The following is a 17,376-nucleotide window of genomic DNA, read 5'->3' as shown; positions in this document are numbered from 1 at the left end:
GGCGGTGCAGACGGTTTCCACCCTTGCCTACCTGGTCGCCTCGGTTCTGTTTATCCTGGCGCTCCGCGGCCTGTCCCACCCCGAGACCAGCCGCCGCGGCAATCTCTACGGCATGGTCGGCATGGGCATCGCCGTGGTGGCAACATTGTTCCACTCCGGCATGGGATTGGGCGGTCTGGCCTTGATCATCGCCGGGATCGCCATCGGCGGCGGCATCGGCGCTTATCTCGCCAACCGCATCCAGATGACGGCACTGCCGCAGCTGGTTGCCGCCTTCCACTCGCTGGTCGGCATGGCTGCGGTGCTGGTGGCTGCGGCCGCCTTCTACAATCCCGAAAGCTTCGGCATTGGCCATGCCGGCGATATCCATGCCGGTTCGCTGGTGGAAATGTCGCTGGGTCTCGCCATCGGCGCCATCACCTTCTCAGGCTCGGTGATCGCCTTCGCCAAGCTGCAGGCGCTGATGTCCGGCGCGCCGATCACCTTCAAGGGGCAGCACTGGCTGAACCTGGGCCTGGGCGTCCTGCTGCTGGTGCTGGTGATCGCCTTTGTTGCCACCGGCTCGGGTTTGCTGTTCTGGCTGATCGCGCTGCTGGCCTTTGCGCTGGGCTTCCTGCTGATTATCCCGATCGGCGGCGCGGACATGCCGGTGGTCGTCTCGATGCTGAACAGCTACTCCGGCTGGGCGGCGGCGGGCATCGGCTTCACGCTGGGCAATTTGCTGCTGATCGTGACCGGCGCGCTGGTGGGCGCCTCGGGTGCCATCCTGTCCTACATCATGTGCAAGGGCATGAACCGGTCCATCGTCAACGTGCTGCTGGGGGGGTTCGGGTCCGATACCGGCGTGGCCTCGGCCGCGGGCGGCGATGGCGGTCCGGCGCGGCCTGTGAAGTCGGGTTCTCCGGAAGACGCCGCCTACATCATGAAGAACGCGCAGAAGATCATCATCGTGCCCGGCTACGGCATGGCGGTGGCGCAGGCGCAGCAGGTGCTGCGCGAGATGGCCGACCTGTTGAAAAAGGAAGGCGCCGAGGTGTCCTATGCCATCCACCCCGTCGCGGGCCGCATGCCGGGGCACATGAACGTGCTGCTGGCCGAGGCCAACGTTCCCTATGACGAGGTGCATGAGCTGGAGGAGATCAACCCGGAATTCGCCGAGGCCGACGTAGCCTTCGTGATCGGCGCCAATGACGTGACCAACCCGGCGGCCAAGACTGACAAGTCCTCCGCCATCTACGGCATGCCGATCCTGGACGTGGAACGCGCCAAGACGGTGTTCTTCATCAAGCGCGGCATGGCCTCGGGCTATGCCGGTGTGGAGAACGAGCTGTTCTTCCGCGACAACACCATGATGCTGTTCGGTGACGCCAAGAAGGTGACGCAACAGGTGGTGCAGGCGCTGCAGCACTGAACACGTTCGCCGGGGTTGCATTGGCCCCGGCGACGGCTTTGCCGCTATGATCCCGGGGCCATGCCGCCCAAGCCATCCCTGACGCCGCTGCCCGGGTCCTGCGCCACCTGTGGCGTGCGGCCGCATGACTTGTTTCGCGCCGTCCCGGCGGAGCAGATTGACAAGGTCGCTGCCACTCGTGCCGCCGTGCGCCTGGCCCGCGCCGGGCAGCCAATCCACGACACGGTGTTCTCACTCTTCGCCGGCTGGGCCTTTACCTGGCGCGCAACGCCCGAGGGGCGGCGGCAGATCCTTGACTTCCACCTCCCCGGCGATCTGGTTGAGCATGACGAGGCGGGGGAGGAAACGGTCACCGCCCTGACCGATGCCAGCTTCTGCGTGTTGTCGCGGGAAAGGCTCTGCGCCTTCATGGGTCGAGATGCCTGCCTGGCGATGAGCTATGCCGAGGGGCTGTCGGAAGATCGTGCCCGGCTGCGGGAGCGGCTGACCAGCCTCGGACGCCGCGATGCGCTGGGCCGGCTGGCGCACCTGCTGCTGGAGTTGCAGGGCCGGCTGGCAAAGCGGGGCACAGCGTCCGGCGATGGTGGCCCGTTACCCTTGAGGCAGGCGCATCTGGCCGATGCGCTGGGACTTTCGGTCGAGCATGTGAACCGCGCCTTGGCACAGCTGCGCCGGAACAGGGTGGCGTTGCTGCGCAAGGGGCGGCTGGAGATCCTGGACCGTGCGGCGCTGGGAGCGCTGGCGGACTGGCCCGACGCGCCGGCCCCGGCGCTGCTGGCCACGCGGGGACGCGCCCGGCCTGGCTGACCGGACGGGCGTCGGATGAGTGGTCAGCCCACGGTGATGCCGGCCTCGCGGATCAACGGCGCCCAACGCTCGTGCTCGCGCTGGAGATGTTGCGCAAAGTCGTCCGGCGTGCCCCCCACCACCATGCCGGCCTGGGTTTGTGCCACGGAATCTCGCACCTCAGGCAGAGCCAGAATCTTGTTCATCACCTCGTTGATGCGCAGCACCATGTCACGCGGCATGCCGGCAGGGCCGGCCAGCCCGTACCAGACGGCGCAATCGAACCCGGGAATCGTGTCTGCCACCGCCGGGATGCCGGGAAGGCTGGGGCTGAGCTGCGGGTCGCTGACCGCGACGGCCCGCAGCGAGCCTTCGCGGATATAGCTGAGCGCCGATGAAATCGTGGGAAAGCCAAGCTGCGCATCGCCGCGCATGACCGCCAGCGATATGTCATTGCCGCCGCGATAGGGCGTATGGATCATCTTGATCCCGGCCTGCTGGTTCAGCAGCTCCATAAACAGGTGGCTGCCATTGCCGATCCCTGCCGAGGCATAGACATACTTGTCCGGCTGCTTCTTCGACGCTGCAATGATGTCGGCCAGCGTCCTTTCCGGCATGTCTTTCCCGGCAATCACAACTGCTGGAAGCTTCACCATCTGCAGGATCGGGGTGAAAGCCGTCATCGGCTCGTAGGGCAGCTTCGGGTTCAATGCCTTGCCGATGACGTTGGGGCCGATATCCGCGGCCAGCAGCGTGTAGCCATCCGGGGCGGCGGTGGCGACAGCGCCGCCGCCGACCACACCGCCGGCGCCCGTGCGGTTCTCGATCACCATGTTCTGGCCATTGGCAAAGCGCGGAAAGTGATGTCCGACGGTGCGCGACAGGGTGTCCACCGCACCGCCCGCGCCAAAGGGCACGATCAGCCGCACGGGCCGGTCGGGCCAGGAACTGGCAGCCAGCGCCGGACGCGCCAGGTAACTGGAGGCCGCCGCGGCGGCGCCGGCGATGCCCAGCGCGCCCAGACGACGGCGGGTCAGATTGTTTGTTGCTCTCATGGACGTTCCTCGGAGGCGTCGGGGGCGCTCAGAATGCCTCCTCATAGAGGCGGAGCGCATCCAGTTCTGTCAGCTCGACCGGGTTGTTGATCAGCAGGCGCTGCTGCTGCATGGCATCGGCCGCGAGCTGCGGCAGACTCTCGCGCGTCACCTGCAGCTCGTGCAGGCGCTTGGGCATCTCGCACACGCCGACCAGCCGCTCGATGGCCAACAGGAAGGCTTCGGCGCCCGGACCCTCCGCACCCACGGAGGGCGCCAGCTCCGCGTAGAGCGGCGCGGCGGCGGCCAAGTTGAAGCGCAGCACCGGCAGCAGCATCAGCGCGTTGGAGAGCCCGTGCGGCACGTGGTATCGACCGCCCAGCGGATAGGCCAGCGCGTGCACCGCCGCCACCGGCGCGTTGGCAAACGCCATCCCGGCGAGGCAGGAGCCCAGCAGCATGGCACCCCGCGCCGCCTTGTCCCGGCCATCCTTCATCACCAGCGGCAGGTTGGCGGAGAGCAGCGACAGGGCCCGCTTCGCCAGCACGTCGGAGAGCGGGTTCTTCAGCCGCCGGCTGGTGAATGCCTCGATGGCGTGCACCATGGCGTCCACGCCCGTCGCTGCCGTGACGGCGGGCGGCAGGCCCAGGGTCAGCTCCGGGTCCAGCAGCGCGACATCCGGCAGCAGGCGGCGGGAAACGATGCCCTTCTTCTCGTCCGTCGGCGTTGTGACGATGGAAATGGGCGTGACCTCGGAGCCGGTGCCGGCGGTGGTCGGCGCCAGCACCAGCGGCAGGCGCTGTCCCTTGGCCAGTTCCACGCCATAGATGCCGGCCAGTTCGCCGGGGGACCGCAGCAGATAGGCCACCAGCTTCGCCGTATCCATGGCGCTGCCGCCGCCCATGGCGAAGACGCCATCCACCCCGGCCGCGCCGAGCTTCTCCACCGCCGCCAGCACGACCTGCTCGGGAGGATCGGCCTGCACCTCGTCATAGATGGTGACGGCGAGGCCTGCCTCCCGCAGCCTGGACGCCACCGGCGCGACCAGGCCCGCACGGACCATCCCGGCATCGGTGACCAGCGCGGCATGCCGCACGCCCTGCTCCGCCAGGATGGCCGGCAAATCGGCCAGCGCCCCGTCCCGGAGCAGAATGCGCGGCGTGGTGGAGAAGTCCAGGGACAGCATCCCGGGCGTTACTCCGCCGCCCGCTGCGGTTCGGGCCGTGACCAGCGCTTGTCGAAATCCCAAACTTCCGGGAAGCCCATCAGCTCGTTCATCCGGGCGAAGTCGCCGATGACGCCGTCCGGCAGGGCATTGGTGTCGCCATGCTGCAGCAGGTGCGCGTAGGATTTCTCCAGCGCCTGCGCCACGGTCAGGAAGCCGAGCGCGGGGTAGATGGCGATGCTGTAGCCGAAGGATGCCAGCTTCTCGGCCGAGAGGATCGGCGTGCGGCCGCCGCCATCGACGTTGTTGGCCAGCAGCGGCGCGTCGATCTCCTGGCCGATGCGCTTCATCTCGTCCTCCGTCTCGGGGCTCTCGATGAAGACGATGTCGGCGCCAGCCTTGCGGTAGATCCGGCCGCGGCGGATGGCTTCATCGAGCCCAAGGGTGGTGCGGGCGTCGGTGCGGGCGATGATCAGGAAGTCGCTGCTCTTGCGGGCCTCGGCGGCGACCTCGATCTTCAGCGCCATCTCCTCTGCTGGGATCACGCGGCGGCCCGGAGTGTGGCCGCACTTCTTCGGCACTTCCTGGTCCTCGAGCTGGATGGCGGTGACGCCGCCCGCCTCATAGCCCATCACGGTATGGCGCACATTCAGCAGCCCGCCGTAGCCGGTGTCGGCGTCCGCGATCACCGGGGTCTTGCTGGCCTGGGCGAAGCGGGCCATGCGCGAGACCATGTCGGTGAAGGTGGCGATGCCCGCATCGGGCACGCCGAGATGCGAGGCCACCGTGCCGTAGCCCGTGGCGTAGAGCGCGGAAAAGCCCATCCGGTCGGCCACCCGGGCCGAGATCATGTCGAAGATGCCGGGCGCCACAATGAACTTCTTCTCGGACAGCATCTGCTTCAGCCGTGGATCGGCCATGGTCCGTCTCCCTCTCTGGTGAACTGTTTCAGGCGGCGAGCTGGGCGCGGATGCGGGCCACCAGCCCCCCCGCCGCCAGGATGGCGCGCACTTCCTCGCCGAGCGGCTCGGCCTGCCATTGCCGCTCGCCCTGGCGGATGGTGCCGCTGGCAAGGTCGATCCGAACCGGCTCGCCGTCCTGTAAAGCCTCGGCGGCCTCGGGGCAGATCAGCACCGGCAGGCCAAGATTGGTTGCGTTGCGGAAGAAGATGCGCGCCGCGCTGCGGACGATGACCGCGCCGACGCCGCAGGCCTTGAGCGCCACCACCGCGTGCTCGCGCGAGGAGCCGCAGCCGAAGTCGCGCCCCGCCGCCAGCACGTCGCCAGGCTGGACGCGCTTGGCGAAGGTGGGATCGATGCCTTCCAGGCAATGGCTGCCGAGCACCGCAGGGTCGCGGATGGCGAGGTAGCGGCCCGGCAGGATGACATCGGTGTTCACGCTGTCGCCGAAGCGGTGGATGCGGCCTTCGACGGTGCTCATGCGGCCTCCAGCGCCGGGATGGGCGGCAATTCGCCGGGCGGGATGATCTCGCCCGCCACGGCGGCGGCGGCGGCCACCCAGGCATTGGCCAGGAAGACCTGACTGTCCGGATGCCCCATGCGGCCACGGAAGTTGCGGTTGGTGGTGGCGATCGCGGTTTCGCCCGCCGCGAGGATGCCCATGTGCCCGCCGAAGCAGGCGCCGCAGGTGGGGGTGGAAACGGCCGCGCCGGCCTCGGCAAACAGGTCGAGCAGCCCTTCGGCCAGCGCCTTGCGCCAGATTCGCTGGGTCGCTGGAACCACCACCATGCGCACGCCCGGGGCGATGCGGCGGCCGCGCAGGATCTCGGCCACCTGCCGCAGGTCGGTGATGGTGCCGTTGGCGCAGTTGCCGACATAGACCTGGTCGACCTTCTGGCCGCGCAAGGCTTCCAGGCTGGCGCCCGCGGCCGGCGAAGGCGGACGCGCCACCACCGGCGCCAGCCCGTCCAGTTCGATGGTGAGGCGGTCGCGGTACACCGCGTCGGCATCGGGCAGCACGGGCGGGCAGGGGGTCATGCCGCGGGCCGCCATGTCCTGCAGCGACAGGTCGTCGCCCTCGAAGACGCACCAGTCGGCGCCGGCCTCGACCGCCATGTTGGCGACCGCCATGCGCGCATCCATGGACAGCGTGGCGACGCCCGGGCCGCCGAATTCCAGGGCGGCGTCGGCCGCGCCATCCGTGCCGATGCGGCGGATCAGCTCCAGGATGATGTCCTTGCCGGCGGTGAAGTGCGGCAGGGTGCCCACAAGCTCGACCCGGATGGTGTCGGGCACGCGCATCCAGAGCTGCCCCGTGGCCAGGGCGGCGGCGAGATCGGTGGAGCCGAAGCCGATGCCCAGGCCGTTGAAGGCGCCGGCTGTGCAGGTGTGGCTGTCGGCGCCGAACACGATCTGCCCGTGCCCGATCATGCCGAGCTCGGCCAGCAGCGTGTGCTCGATGCCGCCGCGGCCAGGGTCGTAGTAGTGCTCGATTCCCTGTGCCTTGGCGAAATCCTGGGTCATCCGGATGGCGCCCGCCGCGGTGATGTCGGGGGCGGGGGCGAAATGATCGGCCACCAGCACGATGCGCGATGGATCGAACACGCCCTTGGCGCCCATGGCCGCGAAATTCTCGAAGGCCAGGGGACCCGAGACATCGTTCAGTAGCACGGTGTCGGGGCGGATGGTGGCGATGGCGCCAGGCCGGATCTCGCCCGACAGGCAATGGGTCGCCAGGATCTTCTCGCTGATGCTGCGGCCGGTCATGATGCGGCGCTCGCTTCGGGGCTGCGTGCCGGGCGGGGCATGCGCTCCTCCTCTCTTTCCAGGACGTTCCGGATATGGGCTTGTCGCCCCGTTTGCGCAATCGTTAGCATAGACCTGATGTCTGCCAAGCCCTATTTCGAGAGACACCTCGAGATCAAGGTGAAGGAACTTGAACCCGACCATGCTGACGATTGCACGCTCAAGAGAAAGCCACGGGATTTCCCGCGCGTGAGCGGCGCGCGCCCCACCGTGTCGAGCTTGGCCCGGCTGGCCGGCGTCGCGAGTTCCACCGTTTCCCGTGCCCTGAAGGGCGATGAGCGGATTTCGCCTGCCGTTCGCCGCCGCATCGCCGCCCTGGCCGCCGAGGCTGGCTACACCCCAAACGCCCTGGCGCGCGGGCTGGTGGGCGGTCGCAGCGGGCTGGTCGGGCTGGTGCTGGGGCCGGTCAGCAACCCGATCTATGCCGAGATGATGCAGGAGGCGGTGACCGAAGCCGAGCGGCGCGGCCTCCGCCTGATGCTGCTGCATGCCGGGCCGGGACCGATCGAGGACAGCACCGCCGCCGCCCTGCTGCAGTACAGGATGGATGGGTGCCTGATCACCTCGGCCGGGCTGTCTTCCCGCGCCGCCGCCATCTGCGCCGCCAACGACGTCCCGGTGGTGATGCTGAACCGGGTGCCGAAGCTGCACGCGGTGGCAGTATCCTGCGACAATCGCGCGGGCGGCGAGGCGCTGGCGCTGCACCTGCTGGAAACCGGCCATCGCCGGCCGGCCATCATCATGGGCAATGCGGATACCTCGACCAGCCTGGAGCGGGCCGAGGCCTTTGCCACGGCGCTGGTTGAGGCCGGGCTGGAGCCGCCGCGCCGCTTTCCGGGGGGCGCCAGCCACGCGGCGGGCTTTGCCGCCGGCCAAGCCATCGCGGGCCTGCCGGCGCGCGAGCGGCCGGACGCCATCTTCGGTTGCGCCGACATTCTGGCCATGGGCGCAATGGACGCGCTGCGCGAGGCCGGGCTTCGGGTGCCGGAGGACATCTCGGTGGTGGGCTTCGACGGCATCGCGGCGGCCGCTGCCGCTCCCTACCGCATGACAACGCTGTCCGTTCCGCTATCAGCGATGATCGCCAGGGGATTCGGGCTGTTGGCCGAAAGGATGAGCGGCATACCTCTTCCGGATGAGGTGGTGCTGTTGCGCGGTACGCTGCAGCGGCGCGGCACGGTGCGCGACACACAGCCACCGGGGTAGCCGCCGGTGCACAGGGTGATGCTCCCGATGACACCTGCCTACCGCCAAAGGCGGGTCCACTTTTCGCGCCGTTTCCCACCCGGCGAGAGCGGCGTCCAAATGCGTGCGGCGCCACGCTTGGGGGGGATTGTCGGACATGCCGCATTGGGAAGAGGCCCAGGGCTGGGCCAGGGGCTACAGCGCACGTGGCCATGGCCGCGACATCAAATCCGACCCCGCCTGGGGTGGCGGCGACATGCCCGGATGGGGCTGGCCGCTCGGGGCGCTGCTGACCCGGGCCGAGCGCAACGATGCGCCCATGACCGTGACGCTTGCCGCCGGCGGCGACGCGGCGGGGGTGGACACGCTTGCGGCGCTGGACGTGGCGCTGCGCATCATCGACCGTGGCGCCGTGACACTCGCGCTGGGCTCGGTGAAATCCACCGCCTCCGCCCGGACCGAGGCAGGAGAGATCGCCTTCGCCTCGGCCTATTCCGATCTGGATATCGGCGGCGCCGACATCGCGCTCAGCCGCACACGCACCTTGACCGGCAGCGGTACCGCCAATGGCGAGGCCTGGTCGAGCCAGATCACGACCACCAACTTCCTGGCCGTCGACATCGACGGGCTTCAGCCGCTCTTCGGTCCCATCAAGCTGCACCAGAACAGCACGGGCACGATCAGCAATGCGCCGACCTTCCAGGGCAATCTCGCGACCTTCGAGATCGACGCCAAAGTGTTCGGCGGCGACACCTACCTGGATGTCTCGGCCGATGCCGTGACGGTGCAGGATCGCTATTCCACCGTGGCCTCCGTCGTGCTCGGCACGGCCGACACGGCGGCGGGCGTCGAAACGCATGCCTTCCGCATGGGGGGGTTGGGCAGCGACCGCATCACCACCGGCGGCGGCGATGACTGGGTTTTCGGCCTGACCGGCAACGACACCATCGACAGCGGCAGCGGCTCCGACACGGTGTTTGGTGGCTGGGGCGACGACACCATCCGGACCGGCGCAGGGCATGACTGGGCCTTTGGCGGCGAAGGGCGTGACACCATCGATCTCGGCGAAGGCAACAACCTTGCCTATGGCGGCAACGGTGCGGACCGTATCAGCGCGGGCGGCGGCAACGACGCCATCAGTGGCGGCGGCGGCGATGACGTCATCCAGGCCGGCGCTGGCAACAACACCTTGCTGCTCGGCTCGGTGGGCGGGGCGGCGGATGGCAATGATCGCTACAGCGCCGGCGGCGGCGCCGACTACTACCTGCTGGCCGGACCCTTCGGCAACGATGTGGTCACCGGCTTCCGCATCGCCGAGGGCGACCGCGTTGCCGGATATGACGGTGACTGGGGCTCGGCGGGCGGATTGCGCGCGCTGAACGGAGGTACGATTTCGGTGCAGCGTGGAAGCGATGCGCAGGATCTGGTTCTGACGCTGAAAACCGGCTGGACCGTCTCCACACTGACGCTCGACGACTTCTTCGCGTTGAACCCGCAACATGCCGGCGCACCGCGCGGAGGCGCCTTCTCGGACGATGCGGCGCTGCCTATCCTGACCGCCATGGTGCTCGACGGGGATAGCAGTCAGGCAGCGATCGACCGCATGGACCAGTTCATCACGGGCGATCTGCTGGGTCTGCTGGCCTGACCTGTATCCGCCTTTCGATGGAGGCACTCCCTCCACCGGGCGGCGGGGTGCCTTCCACCAATGATCCATCGCCCGGCGCCGCGAGCGGCCACATCATCATTTCTGGGAAGCGCTGGTACCACAATCCGGCCGCCCGTGCGGGAGAAAGATCATGGCCAGTATCCGGTTCTCCGCCACCGCGACCAATGGCGGGGAGAAGCTGCTCGACATCATTGCGGAAGGCCAGACCGAGGGCGAGGCCTCCAGCCTCAGCAGTCGCCTTTCCGTGCGGCTTGGCGTGGAGGATGGCGTTCTGAAAGGGGCAGGCTCCGTCGAGGTCACCGCCCAGGCTATCGGCGATGCTTCCGCTGAAACGGAGGTACAAGTTCCGGAAGGGCTCGCGCCGCTGATCGAAAGCTGGCGGGACCGCATCGGGGAGATGACGGAGGACGGCCTCCTGGTCACCGAAACCAGCGAGACGCAGTTCAGCTTCATGAACTGGGACGTCGACGAGGGCGGCATGCCTTCCGAGCGGCAACTCCCCGCCGTTCCGCAGGATGGCGAGGGTCCACTGCAGGTGCCGCTTGTGCCTGAGGAACTGCTTCCCGCGTTGCTGTTGCCGTCAGGCGCGATTGCGTCCGACGATCTGCTCTAGCCGGAAGCGGCAAAGGGCTCCGTCCTTGGTTGTAGCTCCTCCCGATGGGTGCCGGAGCCCGCCAAGGGCGTAGGCGCCGCATCGCACTGCCGCTCCCCCGCCTGGGGGAGCCACCCCCTCCATAAGGAGCCGCCCTCCAGCCTGGACCAGCACCCTATCATGCCGGGGTCCACGCAACCAACCGGAGGGAGGGCCTGCCATGGCCATCAGGACCAGCTACTCGGCACGAGGCGCAACAAGGATGACCTCCAGCGCCACGGTCGATGGTGCGACGAGCACATCCACCAACTCTACTGCCTACAGCACGCAAACAGGCAGCGGCGAGGGCGGCAACGCGGGTATGGGCGTGCAGGTCGCCGGCACCGCGACAGGTGTCGGCAACGACACTCTCGCCGCCGCGTCGGTGTCCGTCGAAGGGACGTCCGGTGGATCTGCCCGGAGCATCTCGGCCAGCGCGACGTTCAATGCCGCCTCCGAGACGCAGCCTGGCGGCAGCGGCGTGGCTTACACCGGCAGTGCGATTGCCTTCTCCGGCAGTGCCGACCGCTTGATGCGCACCGACTTTGCGAGCGAGCATAGCTTCAGCGACTCTTCAGGGTCGCGCTACGAAGCCAATTCCCGTTCGAGCCTGTATGCCTTTGATCGTGGCGGCAGGCGGGAAGCAGAGCGCGATCAGGACCGGGCGCAGCGGGATGCGGATCGCGAAGCCGGGCGCGATGATGGGCCGGAAGTGAACGGTCATGCTGATCTGGACGGTAACGTCGTCATCTTCGATGTTAAGGCCGTAGCCTATGGTGACGACAACTTCGTCGGCGTCGACCTGATGGCGCTCACGGTGGACGATCACCTCTCGACGGTCGATACGATCGTCACCGTGAACCTGGGGTGATGCACCGGATGCAGAATGGATTAGTCCCTTTGGCGATCTCGTCGAGCGATGAAGGGAAGGCGGCATTCACTACACCGATGGTCGCCTCATCCATGTGCGTCCTTCACCCGGGCTTCATGCGGCGGTTAGGTTCTGGGTGTCGGCGGCGTGCCGACGCAACATAAGAAACAGGAGCGGACCATGGGCTGGAAGCCGAGCTACGATTTCGACAAGGAATTCAGCGTCGAGATCGATCTGGATGCCGACACCTACATCGACTATGACGTGAACGTCGACGCCTCTGTCGACATCTGCATCGACCCGTATGTCGAGGGCAACACCGCGACCTTCTCCCTGGATGTCCAGGCGTTCGGCGATGACACCTATGTCGACGCTAATGCTGTGGCGGTGACCACCGACCACATGTCCTCGGTGGCGATGACGGGTCTCTCCGTCAGCGATTGAAGCGGGGGACGGCGCGCCCGGCACGCCGGCCAGCGCAACTTGACCAGGGCCACAGGGCATCGCTGCCTTGTGGCCTTTTGCGTTGGCCCCGGCGCACCGGCCTGTGCCCATCCGCCTTTCGGTGCCTTCCTCCAAAAGGTGAGGCTACCAGTGTGTGATTGCCGTGCCCGGCACACGGCCCATAGCCTTGCTGCGACGCCGGGCACGATGATCCGGTCCTGGGGAGGGGGCAAAGAGCATGGCTATTTTCCGCGGCACGCAGAACCGGGATACGATGAACGGCAGCAGCAATGCCATCGACACCGCCGACTACATCAACTCCACCGCAGCCGTTACGATCATCCTGAACACCCTCTCCAACCGGCCGACGAATGGCAGTGGGGGATTCGCGACAGGGGACGTACTGAACAGCATCGAGAACCTCAGCGGCTCGGCGTTCAACGATACGCTGAGCGGCAACGGCCTCAGCAACGAGCTGTTTGGCGGCGGCGGAAATGACCTGCTGCGCGGCGGTGACGGAGAAGACTGGCTATTCGGCGACGCTCTGATCGATGCCAACCGGGACGGTGCACGGGATTTCCCGGCAGGCTCCCCTCCGCCAGACGCCGAAACGGCGGTCGCGGGCGGCAACGACACCCTGGATGGTGGCAACGGCAATGACCGGATCTACGGCGGTGGCGGCAACGACACGCTGCTGGGAGGTTTCGGCAATGATCTGCTCTCCGGCGGCATGGGCGATGACCTGCTGACCGGCGGTGATGGGATTGACACACTCCTGGGTGGCGGTGGCACGGACCAGCTCCTCGGCGGCAACGGCAATGACACGCTGGATGGCGGTGAGGGCGATGACACGCTCGATGGCGGGCTCGACAATGACACGCTCTCCGGCGGCAACGGCAATGACAGCCTGTTTGGCTCGCTCGGCGACGACATCCTCAACGGCGATGCGGGGAACGATCGCCTCGAAGGCAGCGCGGGCGACGACACCCTGAATGGCGGCATCGGCAATGACGAGCTGATCGGTGCGTTGGGCGATGATACTCTGGATGGTGGCGACGGCAACGATCTGCTCGATGGCGGAGACGGGAAGGACACGCTGCGTGGCGGCGCCGGCGACGACGTGATGATCGGCGGTCCCGGGATCGTTGCCGATACTTTCGATGGTGGAGTGGGCTTCGATACGGTGGATTATTCCGCGGCGAGCGGCGCGGTCGGTGTTGACCTTGGGGTGAACACCGCATCCGGTGCCGCGACCGGCGACACCTTTGCCGCCGTGGAACGCGTGATCGGCTCCGCTGGAGACGACATCCTGGCCGGCGACAACCTCGTCAACACGCTGGTGGGCGGCGCTGGGAATGACCGGCTGATCGGCCGGGGCGGCGCCGACCTCCTTATTGGCGGCGCCGGCGTCGACACGGCCGATTACCGCAGCTCCACCGGTGGCATCAGCATCACCGCGACCGGTACCCAGATGCAGGGTGCCGGCGGCCACGCGCAGGGCGATGTGCTGCAGGAGGTGGAGAACGTCATTGGCTCCACCTTAAACGACATTCTGCGCGGCACCACCGGCGACAACGTGTTGGTCAGCGGCGGCGGAACGGACACCTTGGCGGGCGGCGGCGGCAGCGACCTTCTGGTGGCGACCGGTGGCAGTGTCTCGTTGTTCGGCGAAGGTCTGAACGATGGCGGTACCGCCGGGCTCGACACCTATCGCATCCTGGGCGGCAACAACCAGATCAATGGCTATACTTTGGGAGAAGAACTGCAATTCGCGGCGTTGGACGCTGCCACGCCGACCACGGCGAATGGTGGGACGGTGTATGTGATCCGCTTTGCTGGCCCCGGCCACAGCACCGTTCTTCCCTTTGCCAGTACCACATCCGCGACACAGGCGCAGTTCCAGGCCTTCTACAATGACGTTCTGGAACATGTTTCCGTGGATCCCAGCTACGCGGCCACGACCGACTGGTTCGCGTAGCCCGCCATGGCGATCCAGCCGACATCGCGTGCGCGGCGCAGCCGGACCGCGCTGGAGGAGGCCGTGGGCGCGCTACGCCGCGTGGCCTGGTTGATCGCCGCCTTCAGCTTGGCGAGCAATGTTCTGATGCTGGCGCCGTCGCTCTACATGCTGCAGGTCTATGACCGTGTCATGGCGACGGGGCATGTTGAAACGCTGATCATGCTGACAGCGATCACCTGCCTGGCCCTGTTCGCCTTCGGCATGCTGGATGCGCTGCGTTCCGCCGTGACCGGCCGCATGAGCGGCTGGCTCGGCGAGCGCCTGGGGCCGGCCTTGCTGGAAAGCGGCATACGCGCCCGGCTGCTGGGGGATTCCGCCGGCGCTCAGCCATTGCGCGACCTCCAGCTGCTGCAGAACTTCGTGTCTTCGCCAGCGCTTGGCACATTCTTCGACATGCCCTGTGCTCCGTTCTTTCTGCTGTTGATCTGGCTGCTGCATCCGGCGCTTGGCATGCTGGCCGTGTGTTCGGCATTGCTGCTGCTGGCTCTGGGCCTGCTCAACGAGTTCCTGACGCGTGGTCCGACCCTGGCCAACAGCCAGATCCAGATCGCCGCAACCCAGGCCGCTGAAACTGCCATACGCAATGCCGAGGTGGTGCGGGCAATGGGCATGGCGCCGGCCCTGCTGTCGCGCTGGAGCGAGGCCAATGCCACGGCAACCGCCGCTGCCACCGCCAGTGGTGAGCGTGGCGCCCTGCTGCTCGGCATCACCAAGTTCGTCCGTCTCTTCGTGCAATCCGCCATGCTCGGCCTCGGGGCTTACCTGGTGCTGCAGGGAACATTGACGGGCGGGGCCATGATCGCCTCCTCCATTCTGTTGGGACGGGCTCTTGCGCCGGTGGAAGTGGCAATGGGCAGCTGGCGCAACCTCAGCCTAGCGCGCATCGCCTATGCGCGGCTGCGCTCGCGCCTCCAGGCCATGCCGCCCAGGCCTCAACGCACCCGCCTGCCGGAGCCCGACGGGCAGCTTTCGGTGGAGCGCGTAAGCTACACGCCGCCCGGCTCCAGGGTGCCTGTGCTGCAAGGAGTGTCCTTCCGCGCCGTGCCGGGCGAGGTGGTGGCGGTGATCGGCCCCTCGGCCAGCGGCAAGAGCACGCTGTGCCGCCTGCTGGTCGGCATCGCCGATCCCGATGCCGGGGAGGTGCGGCTCGACGGGTCCGAACTGCGGCACTGGAATGCCGAAGAGCTCGGTTCGCATCTGGGCTACCTGCCGCAGGATGTGGAACTCTTCGCCGGCACCATCCGCGAGAACATCGCCCGCATGGGAGAGGCTGATGACGCGGCAGTGGTGGAGGCGGCGATGCTCGCCCAGGCACATGAGATGATCCAGCGCCTGCCGCAGGGCTACGACACCGCGATCGGCGATGGCGGCGCGCGGCTCTCGGGCGGGCAGCGGCAGCGCATCGGCCTGGCGCGGGCCGTGTACCGCAATCCACGGTTGGTGATCCTCGACGAGCCCAATGCAAATCTCGACCAGGCGGGCGAGGCGGCGCTGGCGGCTGCGCTGGCGGAGATGAAGCGGCGCGGTGCCACGCTGCTGATCGTGGGCCATCGTCCCTCCACCCTGGCGCAGGCCGATCAGGTGCTGTTGCTGCGGGACGGACGGGTGGAGCTGTTCGGCCCGCGGGAGGCGGTGCTGAAGCGGCTGACGGCCGGTGCGCCGGCCCGTACCACCCCCATGGCACCCGCCGAGTCCAGGATCGAGACGCGCGTCGGGACGCCGGTGGATGCCGACAAACTGTCGGCAAACAGCCTGAGCCCGAGTGCCAGGGACGAGCCCGTTGGGGAGAGGGAGGGTAGCCAGGGGCTGCCTTCCCCAGGCCGAACGCTGGGAGAGGCAGGCACGGCCCGAGCCCAACGTGCGTGAACAACGGTTTGCCGGGGCGCCGCGGCGGCTGCCAGGCGAGCCGGAAGGTTGATCGGGTGGAAACGCCCGCCGAGAAAAGCAGCCGTGGCGGATGACGTGAGCCGAGGCAAACGGATGCCGCTCTGGCAGGAGGCCAAATCACATGAGCACCCAGCTTCCCGCCCTTCGGCCTCCGCCGCCTCCTTTGCCGGCCGAGGTCGCGCCCGCCAAGGCGTTGCGTCGCGTGCTGCGGGGTCCGGCCCGCGCCGGACTGTTGTTGATCCTGGTGTTCCTGGGCGGCTTCCTGGCCTGGGGGCTGCTGGTGCCGATCCCCGGTGGCGCCATTGCCAGCGGGGTCATCAGCCCGGATGGGCATCGCCGCACAGTGCAGCATCTGGAAGGCGGCATCATCGGTGAGCTCCGTGTCCGCGATGGTGACACGGTGGCAGCTGGCCAGCCTCTGGTGGTGCTGGAAAGCCTGCAGGCACGGGCCGTGCTGAACGCGCTGCGCCACCGCTACCGCACGCTGCGGGCCAGCGAGGCACGGCTGATGGCCGAGCAGGCCGACGCCTCACGACTGGTGTTCCCGCCGGAATTGCAAAGCGGCGGCGACCCAGAGTTGGCCACCATCCTGGCCGGACAGCAGGCCTTGTTCGCGGCCCGGCGCCTGGCCCATGCCAGCCGGCGCCAGGTGCTGGCGCAGCGCATCGAGCAGTCGCAGGAACAGATCCGTGGTCTGGAAGCGCAGGTAACCAGCGCCGCGTCGCAGCTTGCCCTGATCGCCGATGAACTGAAGGGCAAGAACCAGCTCCTGCGGCAAGGTCTGGTGCCGCGCCCCGAGGTGCTGCGCTTGCAGCGCGCCGAAGCCGAGATCGACGGCCGGCGGGGCGAGCACCTGGCCGCCATCGCCACGGCGCGGCAAGCGATCGGCGAGGCACGAATGCAGATCTTGTCACAGGACGCCGATCGGCTGGATGGCGTCGCCGATCAGCTCGAGAAGCTGCGCCCCGAACTGGCCGACATCAGCGAGCGTCTGCAGGCCAGCCAGGATGTGCTGAAGCGCACGGTTGTGACGGCGCCTGTCAGCGGCACGGTGGTGGGGCTGCGCTTCACCACCCTGGGGGGCGTGATCCGGGGCGGGGAGGCGATCCTAGACCTCGTGCCCGCCGAGGAATCGCTGCTGATCGATGCGCGCATCCTGCCGCTCGACATCGATGTGGTGCAGGCGGGTCTTCCGGTGCAGGTGCGGCTCACCGCCTATTCCAGCAGGGGATTGCCGCGGATCGACGGGGTGGTGCGCACCGTCTCGGCCGACCGTCTGACCGATCAGGCCACCGGGCAGGACTACTTCCTGGCGCGGGTGGAGGTCGGGAAGGAGGCGCTGCGCGTGGTGGCTGATCAGGTGACCCTGGTGCCCGGCATGCCCGCCGAGGTACTGGTGGTGCGGCGTTCCCGCACCATGGTGGAATACCTGCTGGAACCCTTCATGTCCGCTTTCCGCCGATCCTTCCGCGAGGTCTAGGGCCTGCGGAGCCAGGCCCGGCACTGCC

15 protein-coding genes are annotated in these 17,376 nt (G+C 67.9%); 10 read left to right on the top strand and 5 right to left on the bottom strand.

From position 1 onward, the window contains the following. Positions 1 to 4 precede the first annotated feature (4 nt). Together ACFOD4_RS16680 and ACFOD4_RS16675 are read left to right on the top strand one after the other, a co-directional pair. Positions 5 to 1,411 carry an NAD(P)(+) transhydrogenase (Re/Si-specific) subunit beta gene (locus ACFOD4_RS16680; protein WP_379598213.1) on the top strand — a complete coding sequence of 469 codons (1,407 nt, stop codon included), beginning with the start codon at positions 5 to 7 and terminating at the stop codon, positions 1,409 to 1,411. Positions 1,412 to 1,471: 60 nt separating this feature from the next. Further along, entirely contained in the window at positions 1,472 to 2,218 is a 747-nt protein-coding gene (locus tag ACFOD4_RS16675) for a Crp/Fnr family transcriptional regulator (protein WP_379598211.1), read from the top strand. 23 nt (positions 2,219 to 2,241) lie between these two features. Here the strand turns inward: ACFOD4_RS16675 and ACFOD4_RS16670 are convergent, their stop codons facing one another. From ACFOD4_RS16670 to ACFOD4_RS16650, 5 genes are read right to left on the bottom strand one after another with little or no spacing between them, the layout of a single operon-like run. Next, a complete protein-coding gene (locus ACFOD4_RS16670) occupies positions 2,242 to 3,252 on the bottom strand; it encodes a Bug family tripartite tricarboxylate transporter substrate binding protein (RefSeq protein WP_379598209.1) in 1,011 nt (336 codons plus the stop codon). Between the two features lie 28 nt (positions 3,253 to 3,280). Further along, on the bottom strand, positions 3,281 to 4,417 hold the full coding sequence (locus ACFOD4_RS16665; RefSeq protein WP_379598207.1) for an iron-containing alcohol dehydrogenase: 1,137 nt from the start codon (positions 4,415 to 4,417) through the stop codon (positions 3,281 to 3,283). Between the two features lie 8 nt (positions 4,418 to 4,425). Continuing rightward, the gene (locus ACFOD4_RS16660; RefSeq protein WP_379598205.1) at positions 4,426 to 5,316 is read right to left on the bottom strand and encodes an isocitrate lyase/PEP mutase family protein; all 891 of its coding nucleotides are present in this window, start codon (positions 5,314 to 5,316) and stop codon (positions 4,426 to 4,428) included. Between the two features lie 28 nt (positions 5,317 to 5,344). Then, on the bottom strand, positions 5,345 to 5,836 hold the full coding sequence (locus tag ACFOD4_RS16655) for a 3-isopropylmalate dehydratase small subunit (RefSeq protein ID WP_379598203.1): 492 nt from the start codon (positions 5,834 to 5,836) through the stop codon (positions 5,345 to 5,347). After that, a complete protein-coding gene (locus ACFOD4_RS16650) occupies positions 5,833 to 7,122 on the bottom strand; it encodes a 3-isopropylmalate dehydratase large subunit (RefSeq protein ID WP_379598202.1) in 1,290 nt (429 codons plus the stop codon). The genes ACFOD4_RS16655 and ACFOD4_RS16650 overlap by 4 nt, the downstream gene beginning before the upstream one ends. A 117-nt stretch (positions 7,123 to 7,239) precedes the next feature. On the opposite strand from ACFOD4_RS16650, the gene ACFOD4_RS16645 reads away from it, so the two are divergent. The 8 genes from ACFOD4_RS16645 to ACFOD4_RS16610 all read left to right on the top strand — a co-directional run bounded on the left by ACFOD4_RS16645 (position 7,240) and on the right by ACFOD4_RS16610 (position 17,348). After that, positions 7,240 to 8,367: a LacI family DNA-binding transcriptional regulator gene (locus ACFOD4_RS16645; RefSeq protein ID WP_379598201.1), complete on the top strand. Its 1,128-nt coding sequence runs from the start codon at positions 7,240 to 7,242 to the stop codon at positions 8,365 to 8,367. Positions 8,368 to 8,503: 136 nt separating this feature from the next. Then, a complete protein-coding gene (locus ACFOD4_RS16640) occupies positions 8,504 to 9,994 on the top strand; it encodes a calcium-binding protein (protein ID WP_379598199.1) in 1,491 nt (496 codons plus the stop codon). Positions 9,995 to 10,145: 151 nt separating this feature from the next. Next, positions 10,146 to 10,628, top strand: coding sequence for a hypothetical protein (locus ACFOD4_RS16635; protein ID WP_379598197.1), 483 nt, complete (start codon positions 10,146 to 10,148; stop codon positions 10,626 to 10,628). 241 nt (positions 10,629 to 10,869) lie between these two features. After that, entirely contained in the window at positions 10,870 to 11,517 is a 648-nt protein-coding gene (locus ACFOD4_RS16630) for a hypothetical protein (RefSeq protein ID WP_379598195.1), read from the top strand. Between the two features lie 147 nt (positions 11,518 to 11,664). Further along, positions 11,665 to 11,961, top strand: a complete 297-nt coding sequence (locus tag ACFOD4_RS16625) for a hypothetical protein (RefSeq protein WP_379598193.1) — start codon at positions 11,665 to 11,667, stop codon at positions 11,959 to 11,961. A 238-nt stretch (positions 11,962 to 12,199) separates the two neighbouring features. Continuing rightward, positions 12,200 to 13,939: a calcium-binding protein gene (locus ACFOD4_RS16620; RefSeq protein ID WP_379598192.1), complete on the top strand. Its 1,740-nt coding sequence runs from the start codon at positions 12,200 to 12,202 to the stop codon at positions 13,937 to 13,939. 6 nt (positions 13,940 to 13,945) lie between these two features. Further along, positions 13,946 to 15,847 (top strand): type I secretion system permease/ATPase, encoded by a 1,902-nt coding sequence (locus ACFOD4_RS16615; RefSeq protein WP_379598190.1) that lies wholly within the window; start codon positions 13,946 to 13,948, stop codon positions 15,845 to 15,847. A gap of 142 nt (positions 15,848 to 15,989) precedes the next feature. After that, on the top strand, positions 15,990 to 17,348 hold the full coding sequence (locus ACFOD4_RS16610; RefSeq protein ID WP_379598188.1) for an HlyD family type I secretion periplasmic adaptor subunit: 1,359 nt from the start codon (positions 15,990 to 15,992) through the stop codon (positions 17,346 to 17,348). Positions 17,349 to 17,376: the final 28 nt, after the last annotated feature.

This window comes from Teichococcus globiformis (assembly GCF_042646265.1).
Taxonomy (GTDB): Bacteria; Pseudomonadota; Alphaproteobacteria; order Acetobacterales; family Acetobacteraceae; genus Pseudoroseomonas; species Pseudoroseomonas globiformis.
The sequence above is the reverse complement of the archived record's forward strand: the minus strand, read 5'-3'. Positions and strand labels throughout refer to the sequence as shown.

Bases quoted from the DNA above. Each gene is read 5' to 3' on its own strand.
- ACFOD4_RS16675 (WP_379598211.1), top strand. From the start codon at position 1,472: ATGCCGCCCAAGCCATCCCTGACGCCGCTGCCCGGGTCCTGCGCCACC.
- ACFOD4_RS16670 (WP_379598209.1), bottom strand. From the start codon at position 3,252: ATGAGAGCAACAAACAATCTGACCCGCCGTCGTCTGGGCGCGCTGGGC.
- ACFOD4_RS16665 (WP_379598207.1), bottom strand. From the start codon at position 4,417: ATGCTGTCCCTGGACTTCTCCACCACGCCGCGCATTCTGCTCCGGGAC.
- ACFOD4_RS16660 (WP_379598205.1), bottom strand. From the start codon at position 5,316: ATGGCCGATCCACGGCTGAAGCAGATGCTGTCCGAGAAGAAGTTCATT.
- ACFOD4_RS16655 (WP_379598203.1), bottom strand. From the start codon at position 5,836: ATGAGCACCGTCGAAGGCCGCATCCACCGCTTCGGCGACAGCGTGAAC.
- ACFOD4_RS16650 (WP_379598202.1), bottom strand. From the start codon at position 7,122: ATGACCGGCCGCAGCATCAGCGAGAAGATCCTGGCGACCCATTGCCTG.
- ACFOD4_RS16645 (WP_379598201.1), top strand. From the start codon at position 7,240: ATGTCTGCCAAGCCCTATTTCGAGAGACACCTCGAGATCAAGGTGAAG.
- ACFOD4_RS16640 (WP_379598199.1), top strand. From the start codon at position 8,504: ATGCCGCATTGGGAAGAGGCCCAGGGCTGGGCCAGGGGCTACAGCGCA.
- ACFOD4_RS16635 (WP_379598197.1), top strand. From the start codon at position 10,146: ATGGCCAGTATCCGGTTCTCCGCCACCGCGACCAATGGCGGGGAGAAG.
- ACFOD4_RS16630 (WP_379598195.1), top strand. From the start codon at position 10,870: ATGACCTCCAGCGCCACGGTCGATGGTGCGACGAGCACATCCACCAAC.
- ACFOD4_RS16620 (WP_379598192.1), top strand. From the start codon at position 12,200: ATGGCTATTTTCCGCGGCACGCAGAACCGGGATACGATGAACGGCAGC.
- ACFOD4_RS16615 (WP_379598190.1), top strand. From the start codon at position 13,946: ATGGCGATCCAGCCGACATCGCGTGCGCGGCGCAGCCGGACCGCGCTG.
- ACFOD4_RS16610 (WP_379598188.1), top strand. From the start codon at position 15,990: ATGAGCACCCAGCTTCCCGCCCTTCGGCCTCCGCCGCCTCCTTTGCCG.